The organism is Arthrobacter sp. H-02-3, from assembly GCF_003097355.1.
Lineage (GTDB): Bacteria > Actinomycetota > Actinomycetes > Actinomycetales > Micrococcaceae > Arthrobacter > Arthrobacter humicola.
Map to the genome: position 1 here is coordinate 14120 of NZ_PYUI01000028.1, position 15248 is coordinate 29367.

At 62.3% G+C, this 15248-nt stretch carries 17 protein-coding genes; 12 read left to right on the forward strand and 5 right to left on the reverse strand.

Annotated features, from left to right (window positions below; translation table 11 throughout):
- Positions 1–27: 27 nt before the first annotated feature.
- Together C9424_RS19545 and C9424_RS19550 are read right to left on the reverse strand one after the other, a co-directional pair.
- A complete protein-coding gene (locus C9424_RS19545) occupies positions 28–546 on the reverse strand; it encodes a hypothetical protein (RefSeq protein ID WP_116768515.1) in 519 nt (172 codons plus the stop codon).
- A complete protein-coding gene (locus C9424_RS19550; protein ID WP_116768516.1) occupies positions 543–1622 on the reverse strand; it encodes a CHAP domain-containing protein in 1080 nt (359 codons plus the stop codon). Before C9424_RS19550 ends, C9424_RS19545 begins: the two co-directional genes overlap by 4 nt.
- A gap of 467 nt (positions 1623–2089) precedes the next feature.
- Here C9424_RS19550 and C9424_RS19555 point away from each other — a divergent pair, with 467 nt between their 5' ends.
- From C9424_RS19555 to C9424_RS22110, 9 genes are all read left to right on the forward strand, one after another.
- Positions 2090–2362 (forward strand): helix-turn-helix domain-containing protein, encoded by a 273-nt coding sequence (locus tag C9424_RS19555; RefSeq protein ID WP_237563576.1) that lies wholly within the window; start codon positions 2090–2092, stop codon positions 2360–2362.
- A gap of 106 nt (positions 2363–2468) precedes the next feature.
- Positions 2469–2675, forward strand: a complete 207-nt coding sequence (locus C9424_RS19560; protein ID WP_116768518.1) for a hypothetical protein — start codon at positions 2469–2471, stop codon at positions 2673–2675.
- 401 nt (positions 2676–3076) lie between these two features.
- Positions 3077–4102, forward strand: coding sequence for a hypothetical protein (locus C9424_RS19565; RefSeq protein WP_116768519.1), 1026 nt, complete (start codon positions 3077–3079; stop codon positions 4100–4102).
- Between the two features lie 162 nt (positions 4103–4264).
- Positions 4265–4909 carry an AAA family ATPase gene (locus C9424_RS19570; RefSeq protein ID WP_116768520.1) on the forward strand — a complete coding sequence of 215 codons (645 nt, stop codon included), beginning with the start codon at positions 4265–4267 and terminating at the stop codon, positions 4907–4909.
- Positions 4900–5199, forward strand: a complete 300-nt coding sequence (locus tag C9424_RS19575) for a hypothetical protein (protein ID WP_133247541.1) — start codon at positions 4900–4902, stop codon at positions 5197–5199. Before C9424_RS19570 ends, C9424_RS19575 begins: the two co-directional genes overlap by 10 nt.
- 262 nt (positions 5200–5461) lie before the next feature.
- Complete coding sequence (locus C9424_RS21995; RefSeq protein ID WP_237563577.1) at positions 5462–5818, forward strand: TnpV protein; 357 nt, start codon at positions 5462–5464, stop codon at positions 5816–5818.
- A gap of 95 nt (positions 5819–5913) precedes the next feature.
- Positions 5914–10869, forward strand: coding sequence for a helicase-related protein (locus C9424_RS19580; protein ID WP_237563578.1), 4956 nt, complete (start codon positions 5914–5916; stop codon positions 10867–10869).
- Between the two features lie 298 nt (positions 10870–11167).
- Positions 11168–11941 (forward strand): hypothetical protein, encoded by a 774-nt coding sequence (locus tag C9424_RS21345; protein WP_133247542.1) that lies wholly within the window; start codon positions 11168–11170, stop codon positions 11939–11941.
- A 5-nt stretch (positions 11942–11946) separates the two neighbouring features.
- A complete protein-coding gene (locus C9424_RS22110) occupies positions 11947–12072 on the forward strand; it encodes a hypothetical protein (RefSeq protein ID WP_272914165.1) in 126 nt (41 codons plus the stop codon).
- Between the two features lie 78 nt (positions 12073–12150).
- Here C9424_RS22110 and C9424_RS19590 read toward each other — a convergent pair whose 3' ends face one another.
- The 3 genes from C9424_RS19590 to C9424_RS19600 all read right to left on the reverse strand — a co-directional run bounded on the left by C9424_RS19590 (position 12151) and on the right by C9424_RS19600 (position 13097).
- Positions 12151–12396 carry a hypothetical protein gene (locus C9424_RS19590; protein ID WP_116768524.1) on the reverse strand — a complete coding sequence of 82 codons (246 nt, stop codon included), beginning with the start codon at positions 12394–12396 and terminating at the stop codon, positions 12151–12153.
- Between the two features lie 73 nt (positions 12397–12469).
- Complete coding sequence (locus C9424_RS19595) at positions 12470–12784, reverse strand: hypothetical protein (protein WP_237563579.1); 315 nt, start codon at positions 12782–12784, stop codon at positions 12470–12472.
- The gene (locus C9424_RS19600; protein ID WP_116768526.1) at positions 12765–13097 is read right to left on the reverse strand and encodes a hypothetical protein; all 333 of its coding nucleotides are present in this window, start codon (positions 13095–13097) and stop codon (positions 12765–12767) included. The genes C9424_RS19595 and C9424_RS19600 overlap by 20 nt, the downstream gene beginning before the upstream one ends.
- Positions 13098–13506: 409 nt before the next feature.
- On the opposite strand from C9424_RS19600, the gene C9424_RS19605 reads away from it, so the two are divergent.
- From C9424_RS19605 to C9424_RS19615, 3 genes are all read left to right on the forward strand, one after another.
- The gene (locus C9424_RS19605; protein ID WP_116768527.1) at positions 13507–14115 is read left to right on the forward strand and encodes a DUF6349 family protein; all 609 of its coding nucleotides are present in this window, start codon (positions 13507–13509) and stop codon (positions 14113–14115) included.
- Positions 14116–14273: 158 nt separating this feature from the next.
- Positions 14274–14507 carry a glutaredoxin-like protein NrdH gene (gene nrdH / locus C9424_RS19610; protein ID WP_116768553.1) on the forward strand — a complete coding sequence of 78 codons (234 nt, stop codon included), beginning with the start codon at positions 14274–14276 and terminating at the stop codon, positions 14505–14507.
- Between the two features lie 77 nt (positions 14508–14584).
- A complete protein-coding gene (locus C9424_RS19615; RefSeq protein WP_116768528.1) occupies positions 14585–15199 on the forward strand; it encodes a hypothetical protein in 615 nt (204 codons plus the stop codon).
- The last annotated feature ends 49 nt before the right edge of the window (positions 15200–15248 follow it).

The following is a 15248-nucleotide window of genomic DNA, read 5'->3' on the forward strand; positions in this document are numbered from 1 at the left end:
CGTGTGTGAGATGGAGAGGTGCGGCGCTTAGGACGTTGGTGGTGTGAGTCGGTTGACCTTCCACGGGGCGTCCTTGCCCGTGCGGAGCAGCTGCACCGTGTAGGTCCCGGCGTTGGTGGGGACCGCTGCCATGACGCCGAAGCCGTTGGTTTCATCGACGCTTAGGGTGGCGGTCCCGGTGACGCGGGATGCGGGGATGTCGGCCGGGTCCACTGCCGAGTAGTCGGCGGTGGCCTGCGGGGTCAGCCAGCGGGCCAGGTCATTAGCCCACTGCTTGTCCTCCACGGTGGGGCGGGCGAAGTCCGTCATAGCGTTCTCTGCGACGTCCATGGCCTCGTCCTTGCTGGCCTGATCCCAGGTAATGCCGATGGTGGCGGGGATAGTGCCGCCCGGTGCCTGTGGTCCACTGTTGGCGCTCAGGGAGACCGGCGCGGATGAGGTGGGGCTGGCGGCCGCTGATGCCGACGGCGCTGCCGTGGTGTTGCCTGCCGGTGCGCACGAAACGCAGAGCAGCGCCACACCGATCAAGGTCACGGGCTTTTTCACTTTTTCTCCTCTTGGGTGGGCAGGTACAGGAAAGCGGAGGGGACAGTGTTGGTTACTGTCCGGGTGTAGTAGCTGTGGTCCGCCGGGGCCGGGTTGCCGTTGTAGCCCTCTTCGACGTAGGTCCCATTGCCCTTGACTTCCTTGACCACCGCGACGTGGCCGAAGCTCGGGTCCGCTCCCCCGGCACCGGGCGCGTACCAAACAACGGCACCGACCCGGGGCGTGCTGCCGGAGTCCCAGCCCTTGGCATCCCAGCCGGCCTTCCAGGTCAGGGCCGAGCCGAGCCCCTGCCCGTCCGGGCGGAAGGAGCCGTTGAGGAACTTGAACGGAGCTTTCGTTGAACCCATCTGCTGGTTGACCCGCCACAGGGCGAAGTCCACGCACTCGCGGTAGTACATGCCCAGCGGCGAGGTGCTGGACGCGTTTGCGCCGGCCTGTAGCCAGGTCGGGGAGTTCTTCCACGGGTAGTCATCCCCCGCGCCGGACTGTCCGGGGACCGCGCAGTCGCTGCCCTGCAGGGAGAACTTTGAGTTCGAGAGCGCCTGGACGAGTTTGACGGCCTCGGGCCAGTACTTCTGGTAGTGGTAGGGATCGGCGTTGCGCTGGACCCTGTTGCCGGCAATGGTCGGTTCCAACAGCTCCCAGCCGGCCACGGCCTGCAGGGCGTTGATGAAGTTCGTTGCGCTCCTGGTGGGGTCCATGCGGTCCGCGTAAGAGCCCCACGCGCCGTTGTCGCGCTGCTGGAATAATCCCCGGGAATCCGGGCCGGGTCCGTCGCCGTGGTCCAGCACCCGCAGCCCTGACTCCCCCAGGGAGACCATGACGCTGATCATCTGACCCTTCACGGATAGGTCCAGTGCCTTACCTGCACCCATGATCGCGGCGGCGTTCTTCAGCTGCTCTTCGGTATACCCCTCGACCTTGGTGTTGCCGTCGATGACGACAGAAACAGCCGGGCCACAATCGGCGGCCGCCGGCTTCGCGGGGGCCAGCAACAGCAGCATGGTGAAGATCAGACCAAAGAACAGGCCGGGGATGGCAATGAGTGCCACCAGGCCAAGCGACTTACGCTGCATCAGGAAGGCCCCCGGCCCGGTTGTGGACCCAGGAATCCTTGAGCCACAAAGGGCCGGCGGCTTCGACGGTCATGACAACCCGAGGGCGTCGAATCCGCAGCACCACGCCCGGACGGCCATCCTTGAAGGCCTCAGCCGCGCCGAACGGCAATAGATTACTCAATCCCTGTCTCTCCCCCCGAGAACATCACGTCCACCTCTACCCGCACCCCGTGACAAAATTCCACTCGGTGGACCAACAGGCCATTTTCCACGAATTCAGTGAATTCGCTGTGTCACAAGGTCTCCCTGTGTCAGTGGTCACTGGCTGTCTGAGTTCTTGTCTGTGCGATAGTTAAGACATTACCCTAAAACGACATTAAATGTAGTCTTGTCGTGACCGCGCCGGAGTCAAACACAGGAAGTGACAAAATGATTGGATGCCCCGATATATTCGTCCCCCGAGCTCCCTGCCCAGGGACGTAGAGATGGCCATCGAGTCATTCGGGACGATGTTCTCCCGGGCGATTCTGCGCCACCTCTCCATCCACGGCCCCACTGGGGCGGCAGACCTGGCCCGTGAACTCGGAACCGATCCCAACACCGCGCGACGGACGCTGCAGGGACTCGAAGATGCGGGCCTGGTGGAAGCCGATGTTCCCGCGGGTCAACGGCGCGGGCGGACCGTGACCTTCACCGTGCGCCCGGAGCGTCTGGAGCAATTGCTGGACGGTCTCAAGGACTTCTTACGAGGGCGTTAAATGTTCTTCCTTTGGAAGACACGCGGCCCGAATCCCGAGTAATGCATATTCTTAAGGCTATTTTCGAGCTATGGCTACGAGACGGCGCAGGCATCGCGGAACGGCAATGGACAACGTCCAGCTGAATACGCTGGTGCCGCAAGAGGACAAGGACTTCTTCTTTTCCGTCGCGGATCGCATGGGCGTATCGACCGGCGAAGCCATGGAGCAACTGATCGCTCATCTGCGGACAGAAATGAAACCCGACGGCCTGCCCTCATGGTTCGACCGAACCCAACTACCGGAGACATTGCCCATGGCACAGGCGAGTTAAAAGTTGAAGGCCCGCACTTGGCGGGCCTCCACTAAGTATCCGTTCAGATCCAAGTTTCCTGGCAGTCACTGATCTGAACTATTCAAGCTTCCTCTTGCGAGGACGCTCCCTTTTTCACACCCTCCAACAGGAAAGGTATTGCCCCTATGGTACCGGACCCCGGTTCCACGTCAACGGTTGTCCGCGCGAGTGTCGGCCGGCAAAAAGCAGCCGAACGAGACCCCGAAAAGCTGCACCTAACGCCCGAGAACGTGGCGGCTCTTGGTGCCGCCCTTCCTAGGACGGAAGACACCACCGCCGATCCTGACTCCCCTACCGGTCGCAGCAAACGACGTGCAGGACGTAAGGGCAAGCACGGGCCCAGGCGCGTACGGAAGGCGAAAGAGCGCAGCAACCGTGCCGTGTGGTCGGTCATTCCGGGGGGACACAGGCCTGCCCGGCACATCGTCCGCTGGCTACGCAGCATTCAGGAGCTGGCAGAGTTCCAGCTGGCCCGCAAGGACCTGAAGGCGAACATCTGGCGGTTCGCCAACGCCGTCGCCCAGTGTCCTGGCTTTGACCCCGCCAGCATGACCATCATGCCCATCTGGCAGCGCCTCCAAGAGCGGTTCGGATTCCCCGCCAAGAGCATTTCCAACTACTTCCGCCGGCTCAGGGATTGGGGCGTGCTGGCTGTGGTTGCCACGGGGCGCACAGCCCAGTTCACCCCTAAATCCAGCGGCCGCACCGAGAACGAAGCGGCCATCTATGTGCTGCTGGAAAAAGCCGAAGATCAGGGTGTGGAAAAAAGTAGCGTACCGGTGCCCACTAGGGCTGTTAATAACCCCCCGCACGCGCGGGCGGGCGAATCGTCAAATCCTCAAATGGATGCGGCTTCGCCGCAACCTTCTTTGAAGCGCGCCGCCCAGCGGCGCGAGGTCAATCACCAGCTGCTCGATCGGACAGAATCCCTCTGGGACCCGAACGCCACGACAGACGCCACGACCAAGCGTGAGCGCCGCGAGGCTGAGCGTCTAGCCTCGCTGGAGCTTCAATTCAGGTCTTTCCCGCTGCAGCGCATCTCCACCGCGCATGTCGCCGCCATCTGCCGGCCTTTCTTCCGGGCCGGTTGGACAATCAAGGACATTCTGCACGCCATCGACTGGCGGCCGAATACCGATGCCAGGTACCACCATGACGGCGCCCACGGCGTGGGAAACACTGGGGCATGGCTGAAGTTCCGCCTGGGCAAGTGGGCGCGCCATGACGGCGGTTTGTACCGCTCCCCCAGCCAAAAACGCGAGGCCGAACGGTCTCAACGCGCCGCTGAAACCCGGGCGGCCGCCGAACGCCGGGAACGTGCGCTGGCAGAACGTTCCAGCTACACGCCGCCCACCGTGCCCTGGAGAGAGCGCGTCGCCCGGATTCGCCAAGCCCAATTGGGCTGATAAACAGCCGGTCTGACAAGCGATATCGTTGTGATATCGTTTTGATATTAGTATCAAAACAGTTTCACTCTTATACTGTTTAGATATCTCCGCGAAACTACCCCAAAACAGTTTCAGTCTGATATCGCCGCAGTATCATTGCCCCGAAGAGAGGAAGACCCCATGCCAGTACTCCTTATAGCCAGTCAGAAGGGCGGGACAGGCAAGACCACGACGACCATCAACGTCGCGGCCGAGCTTGCCCGCAGAGGACGTGACGTCCTGATCGTTGACTGCGACAAGAGCGTTCAGTCCGCGTCCACGTGGGCTGCTGATCGCGCTCAGGATGAGTCACTCCCCCGCGTCCACGCCATCCAGAAGACCGGCAATGTCCGGGAAGCACTGAAAGACCTGAGTGCCCGGTACGACTATGTGATCGTGGACGCTCCCGGGCACGACAGCCAGGAAATGCGGACGGCCATGACCATCGCGGACCTGATGCTCATCCCGGTGCGGCCCTCACAGTTCGACCTGGACACCATGCCCGGCATGGTCGAGCTCATCGAGACGGCCAAGGACATGAATCCGAAGCTCAAAGTCGCTGCCCTGCTTACCCAGGTGCCCACCTACTCCTCTGCGACTGAAGAGGATGAAGCCAAGGACTTTCTGCGGGACTACCCGCAGATCCCGCGTATCGACGCGGCGCTCAAGATCAGGAAGGCCTATCGGGACAGCATCCCGGCCGGCAAGGGCGTCATCGAGATTTCGAACGGATCGGCCAAGGCCGAAGTGCAGGTACTAGTGAAGGAGATTGAGGAATGGCTATAAAGAAACGCGAAGCCCGCGCAGTGGCGTCCACCGCGGTGGCCGGGGACGAGGACGCCGTGGCCCGGAAGGCCGACGAGTTCGGGAAGGGCGGATACGCGCCGGAAGTGGTTGAGGCGACTCTGGATCCCAACGCGCCAATTGGCCCGCAGGGCATCCTGTTTCGGTTCAACGACTACCAGAAGCAGCTGCTCAAGGAATCGGCAGACGCTGACAGGCGTAGCCAGCAGAAGCTGCTTGAATCCATCATCTGGCCGGAACTGGAACGCCGGAAAGCGGAGCGCAACCAGTAGCACCATAGTATCCGGGTGATATCAGAGCAGTATCGCCGCGGTATCCCACGAATGGCGCTGTCCGGGCATCCGTTGGACGACCGATCCCCGCCATCGCGGGGGAGTGGTCCTCCTGTGACAGGTAATACGGGTGAATCCCCGCTAGCGTGACCTTCGGACCACACGAGGCACCAGGGGGAGAAGTCCATGGCGGGGCGAAAGAAACAAATTGATGGCCAGTTGAGCTTTGAAGCTCTTTGGGCGGCACCAGACGAGGATCGCAATGAACAGGTACGGCAGGCAGGCTCAGGAAGCCTGGAAGACAGCCAGTCCGACGCGCTACAGCCAGATACAGAACCCGGAGGAGTTCTTCACCAAGCTGGGGGAGGAAGCCCAAGAACAAGTGGACGGGCTGCTGATCAAGCTCGCGGGGCCGGACCCGAAGGGGGAGGGGTACCTGGAGAAGGTAGGCCGGTTGAACGCAGCACGGAACCAGGCCGAGGAGATCGTTCGCTACGACCTGCTTTCGCCGCCGGAGACGGAGGACGAGGACGGGGAGGGCGAGTACGTGAACCCGAGTATTCAGGAGTACCTGGACTCGATGGCGGAAGCGGACAAGCTGCGCGAGCAGCTCTACTAGAAACCGGGACGGGCAGGTTCCGCCCGTCTTCCCAGGAAGACTTTGCCCCATCCGGTGCCCGTAGCCGTATCCGGGCGAACCTTGAAGCCCTCGAGGTGCTGCAGACGCTGCAGGATGAGGACCGGCAGGCCACGGAGGCTGAGAAGGCGTCACTGGCGCGGTGGGGGAGTTGGGGAGCGCAAGGCGTCTTCCAGATATTCGATGAAACGCGGGAGGAATATGCCGGGGACCGCGAGCATCTGCGCAGCCTCCTGACCGAGTCCGAGTACGACGCCGCGCGTCGGACCACGATCAACGCCCACTACACGGACGCTGCCTACGTCCAGGCCATGTGGTCAACCGTGCAGGAACTGGGCTTTAACGGCGGCACTGTTCTGGAACCGGGATCCGGGGTTGGAACCTTCATGGGCTTTGCCCCTGACACCGCCACGATGACCGGTGTGGAGCTGGACCCGACCACGGCGGCCATCTCCCAGGCCATCTACCCCGAGGCCACCGTCCGTGCCGAGTCCTTTGCCGATACCAAGCTGCCGACCGGGCACTTCGACCTTGCTATCGGCAACGTGCCCTTCGCCAACGTCAAGCTGCACGATCCTCGCCACAACGCCGGCGGCCACTCGATCCACAACCATTTCATCCTCAAATCCTTGGAACTGACCCGCCCGGGCGGGATGGTGGCTGTGCTGACGTCCAGCTTCACGCTGGACGGCACGAACCCGGCAGCCCGCAGGGAAATGAACCAGCTGGCCGACCTCGTGGGCGCTGTCAGGTTGCCCACCGGCTCCCACCGGAAGGCAGCCGGCACGGACGCCATGACGGACCTGTTGATCTTCCGCCGCAGGGAACCTGGCCAGGAACCGGCCTCCACTCTTTGGGAGACCGTCACAGCCCGTCGGATCGACGGGACTATTACCCGCCTGAACTCCTACTTTGACGAGTACCCCGAACGCCTGTTGGGCGAGCTGCACGTCAGCCATGGCATGTACGGGGCCGAGACCCTGCAGCTGACCACGGACGACCTCTCAGCCGTCCCGGAGCGCCTGAACGCTGCCCTGGCTGATGTCGTTAACGAAGCCCGGTCCGCCGGCATGGTCATGACCGAGCGGACCGTCGAGCAGGAACGCCAGCGTGCCGCCTACGTACCGGCTGCCACCCACGAATGGGACGGCCACATCAGCGCCAAGGACGACGGCTTCACTGTTGTCCAGAACGGCTCCCACGCCGACCTCGCAGTACCTAAAACCCAGGCCGCTGAACTCCGGGCCCTGCTGGGGCTGCGCGACGCCGGACGGACGCTGCTCACCGCAGAAGCCGAAAGCCGCGACGACACCGCCGACATTGATTCCCTGCGCGATCAACTCAAGACTGCCTACAGTCAGTACGCGGACACCTACGGGCCGATCAACCGCTTCACGCTCCGGGACACCGGCCGCGTGGATGAAGAGACGCAGGAGCCCATCCAGGCCCGCATCACGCCACGGGCAGTTTCCATCGTCTCCCGTGACCCGTTCGGGCCGCTGGTCATGGCCTTGGAGAACTTCGATGAAGCCACGCAGACAGCCTCCCCGGCTGCCCTGCTCTCCAGTCGTCAGGTCCAGCCCCGCCGCCCGGTCCTTGGTGTGGACACCGCCGAAGAAGCCCTCACCGTCACCCTCGATACCGTGGGAGAGGTTGATCTGGACTACGCCGCGTCCCTGCTGGGCATCAGCCGGGACGAAACACGGGCCGCCATGGGGGAGAGCATCTACGAGGTCCCCGGCACCGAGGAGACCTACCAGGCCCGGGCCGAGTACCTGTCCGGGAACGTGCGGGAAAAGCTGGAAGTCGCCCAAGCGGCCGCGCTCTCGGACGACAGGTACGCCGCCAACGTCCAGGCCCTCACCGAAGCCATGCCGGAACCGCTGCGCATGGACGAAGTGGAAGCCCGTCTCGGCGCGGTCTGGATCGACGCCGGCACCCACCAGGAGTTCGTCCGGGAAATCCTGAACGACCCCTACGCCACCGTCTCCAACGCCGCCGGGTCCATGTGGGACGTCAAAGCCAACCGCCATACCCTGGCGGCCACCAGCAACTGGGGCACCCAGCGGATGCCCGCGTCTGACGTCCTCAAGCAGGTCCTGGAACAGCGGCCCGTCCGCGTCACTGATGAAGGCGAGGACAAGCGCCGCATCCTGAATCCCACCGAAACCGCAGCAGCCCAGGAGAAAGCCCAGCTGCTGCAGGAGCGTTTCAGCGAGTGGGTCTGGGAGGAACCAGAACGGGCCACCCGCCTCATCGACGAGTACAACCGCCGCTTCAATTCCATCGTGCTGCGCGACTACAGCACCGAGGGGGAGCGGCTGACCCTGCCCGGCATGGCCAAGGACTTCTCCCCACGCCCGCACCAGCGCGCGGCCGTGGCCCGGATGCTCTCCGAGCCTGCCGTGGGACTGTTCCACCAGGTAGGTGCCGGAAAGACCGCCGAGATGGTCATGGGCGTCATGGAGCTGCGGCGCCTGGGCATGGTCAACAAGCCAGCCGTCGTGATCCCGAACCACATGCTGGAACAGTTCGCCCGCGAATGGCTCCAGATTTACCCCCAGGCCCGCATTCTTGCCGCATCATCGGGCGACCTCGCAGGGGACAACCGCCGCCAGTTCGTCGCCCGCGCGGCCGCCAACGAGTGGGACGCCGTGGTCATGACCCGCACAGCTTTCCAGCGCGTCAGCCTCAGCCCCGAAGCCGAAGCTGCCTACATCAACGCTGAAGTCATCCAGATGCGGGCCGAGCTGGAAGCCGCGAAAGAGAACGGCCAGGACAATGGCCGCGCCAACGCCAGCATCGTCAAACGCCTGGAAAAGGCCGTCCTCTCCCAGGAAGAAACCCTCAAAGCCAAACTCGACACCCCCGCAGACCCCGGGATCAGCTTTGAAGAGACCGGCATTGACTACCTCGTCGTGGACGAGCTGCACGACTACAAGAACCTCCGGACCCCGAGCAACATCCCCGGCGCCGGAATCCAAGGCTCCAACCGTGCATCCGACCTCCACATGAAGACCGAGTTCCTGCGCCAACGCGAAGGACGCCGCGTGATCACCGGAGCCACGGCAACACCCATCGCCAACTCGGTCACGGAAATGTACGTCATGCAGCGCTACCTGCGCCCGGACCTGCTCCGGGCCACCGGGATCCAGGACTTCAACACATGGGCCGCCACGTTCGGCCAAGTGGTCGAAGAAATGGAACTCTCAGTAGCCGGCGGTGACCGGTTCAAGCTCAAGAGCCGCTTCGCTAAATTCCAGAACGTCCCCGAGCTGCTGAAAATGTTCCACACTTTTGCGGACGTCAAAACCGCCGAAGACCTGAAACTGCCCGTACCGGCCCTTGCCCCGCGCGACGTCGACGGGTTGCGCCAGCCGAACATGCTGGCCGTGGAGCCCAGCCCCGGGCTGCGCGAATACATCCAGGACATCGGGAACCGCGTGGACCGTATCCAGCAACGGCTGGTGGACTCCGAGGAAGACAACATGCTCAAAGTCTCCTCAGACGGCCGCAAAGCCGCCCTGGACATGAGACTCGTTGACCCCACGCTCTCCCAGCAGGGCCCCACGAAGATCAGCGCGACCGCTGACCTGCTGGCCAGCGTGTACGAAGAACACAAGGACCGCATCTACACCGACCCGAAAACCGGCGAGCCGGACCCGGTTCCCGGTGCCCTGCAGCTGGTCTTCTGTGACTTCGGCACACCATCTGAGCGGTGGAACGTCTACGGCGAACTCAAAGACCAGCTACGCCGCAGAGGCGTACCTGAACACATGGTCCGGTTCATCCACGAAGCCAAAAACGACACCGAGAAAGGCCGGCTCTTTGCCGCCGCCCGTTCCGGCCAGATCGCCGTCCTCGTGGGATCGACCTCGAAAATGGGCGTCGGCACGAACATTCAAAAACGCGCCGTGCACCTGGTGGACATGGACGCCCCGTGGCGGCCCTCCGACGTCGAGCAACGCCACGGCCGCATCCTGCGCCAAGGCAACCAGAACCCCGAGGTCCGCATCTCTCAAGTGGTCACGAAGGAATCCTTCGACTCCTTCATGTGGCAGGGACTTGAACGCAAGTCCCGGTTTATCAACCAGATCATGCGCGGCCGCCTGGACGTGCGGGAAATCGAAGACATCGGGGACAACACCCTGAACTTCGCCCAGGCAAAAGCCATCACCAGCGGTAACCCGCTGGTGCTGGAAAAAGCCGTCGCAGACCAGGAACTTGCCCGGCTGAGCCGTCTGGACCGGGCCTACAACCGCAATATGGTTGCCGTGGCCCACACCAAGCGCGGTGAGCAGTCTGCGGCCGAGGCCGCGTCCCATGAATTGCCACTGATCCAGGCGGCCGCCGGCCGGACCGTTGACACCACCGCGGATGCCTTCGCAGCCAGCATCGACGGCAAAACCCTCGACAACCGGGGCGACGCCGCCGAAGCGCTCCGCGCATGGGCAGGGAAACACGGCCACCGGCTCATGAACCTCTACGGATATGACGAGCTCGGAACCATCGCCAACCTTGGTGGCCACGAACTCCGCGCCAAACTCGTGCCCGCACGCGACCTTGACCACGCCACCGTCGAAGTACGCATCGAGGGAGTGCCCAGGGCAACCACCCAGATTGCCCGAAGGAGCCTGCTTTCAGCTGATATCGGCACCATCAGGCAGCTTGAGAACAGGGTTTCCTCCCTGCCACGACTGGCAGCAGACGTCGACGGACGCCGACAGGAAGCTCTCTCCCGCGTCGAACAGGCAGACAAGGCACTGGCGGAACCCTTCAAGTACGCCGACGCACTCAAAGCCGCCCGGGGGGAGTCCGCACGCATCGACCAGCTCATGGCCGACGCGGCAAAGCCAGAAGAACCGGAAAAGCCCGAACCCCCAGCCGAAATCGACCCCCGAATGGAAAAGATGCAACGGCTAATGAATGCATCATTCCCGCCACAGCCTGGCACCCCGGCCTCCACGGCCACCGCCGCCCAACACGGGACACCCGAACAGCGCCGCCAGCAACAACCCGAATACGGGCGCTGAAGCCGGTCCCGGGCATACGTAAGCCCTGCACAGCCAAAAGCTGTGCAGGGCTTCCCGGGGCTTACATCAGCAGCTGGCCAATTCCCGCCAAAATATTTCAAGTCACATGGGTGATCTTCGCCCACGGCGGGAGGCGGAGCCTTAAACGACGACTGGCCTTTTGGCATTGTTAACAGGTGTTTGCATCGGTAATCCTATGTGGCATTTGTTAATGGTCGTTATATAGCATCCGCTGAAACCGCATCTCACCGAATCTTGTTGCCCCGTTCGCCGCGCTTTCTAGTGCTTAGATCAATCCATGGAACAGCACCTCACAGAACTTCAAGACAAGTCGATACAAGCCCTTCTGGACGACTCCAAGCGGAAGAAGAACGTTCCTATCCGGACTGACTTCGTTCAACTCCAGAAGGGGAAGAAGCCCGGTGCGCTCGGCGAGCTCATCAACTCAAGCAACGGCAGATCACTGGACTTGTATCTACTTCACCGACTAGCAGCGTCAGCACCACCATGGGACACCAAGCGCGATGCCGCTGTCTGGTCTCGGGCAATGGGCCTCGGGGATGAAGCCTATGGAAAAGATGCCGTGTCGAGGTGCTGGGCCAAACTTGCCGACCGGAAGCTCATTCTCCGGGAAAGGGAGTCCAAGCAGGCAAAAATCACAACCCTCCACGAGGACGGGAACGGTGACCCCTACACCGCCCCTTCGGGTAAGTACTTCACACTGCCCTTGGAGTACTGGTCGGACAGTTGGTACAGAGACCTCACCGTCCAGGGCAAAGCCGTCCTTCTCATAGCCCGGTCGCTCCGTCCCGGTTTCTACCTACCAGGGCGCCTCGTAAAGAAGTGGTACGGATTCTCTCCGGACGTCCTCACAGACGGCATCAACGACCTGCGGAAACACGAACTAATCACATCCAAGGACAGGACCAGGGAAGACTACGGAACAGCGCAGATCACCTTCACAGAGCCCCACTACACCCTAGGAGCACCGTTCGACAAGCCATCAAAGGGACAGATCGACCTGGGGCAACTCATCAAGACACCTGGCATTTTTACGAGCGAGAGGGGGTGATATTTGTGGAAAAAACGCGACCTGAAAGACGGAAAGCCGAGATCATCCACCTGTGGGTCAACACAGCAAGCGTGGTGGTCTCGGCCCTGATCCCGGTTGTCTGGGACATCATCAGCGGAATCGCTAACTAATCACCTAATCAGCACGTGGGGGACCGTTTCAGTTGACGCTAAGCGGTCCCTCACGTCCGCAATATCGATTCTACGCAGTCATGCCCGCGCTTGTTCAGAAATCCGGCGCCACAACACGAAAGCCACCAGGCTATTCAGGAAAGCGATGAAGACATCGCCCCCAGCCGGTCGGCCGATGACGAGATCGAGGGTAACCAGCACCAGAGATCCCGTTGTAGCAACGGTGAACACAACGGCAAGGATCCACAGGGCTCGCGATGACAGCCGCCCACTACCGTGCCGCATTCGGTCATGGCGGCCGGGATACGGGGCCGGATCATTCATGTCCCCACCCTACTCAGGAGGAAGTGTCGTGGCCGGAACGGGTGGGGGCATGAATGATCCCCGATCACCTCCGCTAGTTGTCCGCGATGGATTCCAACAGCCACTGCTCCGCCAGCGGGTCCCGCCGCAGCTCGAAGGTCCGCAGCGCCGCCGACGAGGTGCCTAGGCGGACTTGTACCCGCCAATGCTCAATGTCCACGACGTTCCCGACGCCCACCGGGACAGTCCGCTGGGTCTGCCACCAGGAATCCCTGGTGAACCAGTGCAGCGGCTCTGCCGCCACAGCCCATACCCGCCCGTCGTAACGGACCGCCAGGGGAATGCCTGCCGCCGTAAACCGGACGTCCACGGGAGCGTGGAGGCTCGTTTCACTTACTGCTGCTGTCACGGTTGGTCCGCTCTCCCAAATTCCTGTTCATCAACTCTTCCCGGCGGGTGACCGCCGAACTCCACACCCACGTCCGGTACGTCACCGGGCCGTCCTTCCAGGTCACTTCGGCGGCCTTGGCTGTCCAGGCGAACACTTCACCGTCCACCAACTCCGCGCAGTTCGGAAACCTGATCCACGCCTTCACCGGTATCCCCGGATACCCGTTCTTGGCCGGGAAATGCTCGAAATCAAGCTCCTCCACCGTCAGCCCAATCGGGCCGGCACGGCGAGCGTACTGCGCCTGCAGCTGGGTCGCTTGCTCCCGGTTCACTAACACACCTTATCGAATATGTGTTCGAATGACACACCGAAAAAATAGGCCGGACGGCCTCCTTTTAGTGTGCAGTGGGGGTCTGACAATCTCCCAGGATCGGCAGAGTTCCCCATGGTCCAAGCCTGCCGCCGCCGACGCACCACCCGGGTGGGGTTGGGTTCTTTTCAGCAGGGACGACGCAATGGTCAGGCGGGGAGCAGGGGCCCCCACGCATCGGAACCTTGGGGCGTGGTGGAGATATGAGGGAGGGCAAAAATCCGCGTAATTACGGGGATTTACCTTGAGTGTGTACTATCAAAATGATATCATTATAGTATCAACAAGATATAAAGCGGGTGGGCTCTGCGGACACAGAACCCACCCTCGCCAAGCGACTCTCATCCCTACGCAATAAGGAGATTGGACCATGACAGCAACAGATGTGCTGACCGGCCAGCTTGACCTTCTCACCCTACTTGAACTGCAAACCCTGCCCACGGCCCCGCTGCACTTCACCGTGGGCCACTACCGCCCGGACGAGCTGGACGCCGCCTATGAGTACCGGGCCAAAAGCGACGGGCGGATGGGGGTGTCCAACTGGAGCCGCCAGTGGAACGGAAACCAGACGGGCAGGAACGTCACTGCCGGATCCGCCCACCGGACCTTCACCTACGGAGCGGACCTGCGCTGCAACGAGCACTGGCGCAACCCGGACTGCCAGTGCATGGGAGACCTCCTGTACCGCGTCTACTGCCACGACTGCGACTGGTGGGGGGGAATCCACGAGAACGAGAACCAAGCCGTGGAGGACATGCTCAACCACTGCTGGCCAGGATGGCAGTACCGGCCAGTGGTCACGTCAGCCGTGAAGCCCAATGGGGGATACAAATTCAACGTTCCCGAGGACTACCCCAAGGAATGGCAGTATCCCGGAGCGCCGGTCAGGACGGCACGAACGGCTATGAGTGGCCGCCACGTCCCCGGACGCGGCCCGTGGGGCGGGTATGACGTAGGAGTCATGGAAGCCGGCGAATAGCCAAAGGAAGGGTGGGGCCGGAAGGGTCCCGCCCTTCCTAGTATTCACGGGAAAAACAGCCGCTACCACTATTCACAGTGATATCAAACTGATATCATAATAGTATCAGAAGGCAGACGAGCGAAACCAGAACCGACGAAAAGATGGAGCTGATCCTCATGACGGTCACCGTGTACACCAAGCCAGGATGCGTGCAGTGCGACGCAACCGAGCGGGCACTGGGGAAGAAAGCCATTGCCCACCAGACGGTAGATATCTCGACCGACGCCGAAGCGCTGGACCGCATCAAGACACTGGGCTACCTGCAAGCTCCCGTGGTCGTCACCGACCAAGACCACTGGTCCGGATTCCGACCAGACAAGATCGAGGAACTGGCTCAGCTGACCGCTTAGCCGCTCCCCACCAACGGGCAGACGCTGCGGACACAGCACCTGCCGGAACCCCCCCCTTCCTACGCAAGGAGAACACCATGAAGAAGCACACCCTGACAGCCGGCCCCCGCGTCGAAACCAACTCCGCAGACACGCTGCACGTGACCATCACCGTCCGGGAATCCTCCGAACGACGCGCCAACGTCACCATCAGTCGCGAAGGCTTGGAATCCTGGGTACGGGCACACCACGAAACCCCCGTCATCACCACAGCCCGGCTCCACCAGTACATCGACGTGATGCACGGTTCCGGGATGCTCCCCACAATCACCGCCAAGACGTCCGGGCGAGAACACGAAGTGACCGATATTGAACCGCTGGTATTTGATCGGCGCGCCATCGACTCAGGAATCTACGGGGACCAGCACGCCGAAACGCTGCTGAAAGCCAATCCTTTCCTTGTCTACTCGGACCAGCTGCCCGAAGTGCACGACATTGACGGCCATCATGTCGCAGCCCTCTACCGATCCCCGGAGAACGACGAGCCGGCAACCAGGTTGATCCTCGACCACAAGGGCTCCATGAGCAGACTGGAAATCTGGGAACACCGGGGGAGCGCCCCGGACGTCCACGCCGGTTCGGACTGGACCGACATCGAAGGTTCCGCCCTTTGGAAAGACCTCCTCGCCGCTGGAATCCCCACAACCGACTAAAGACCACCCGGCACCCGGAGGAACACGCCCCGGGTGCCGGGCCACCAAG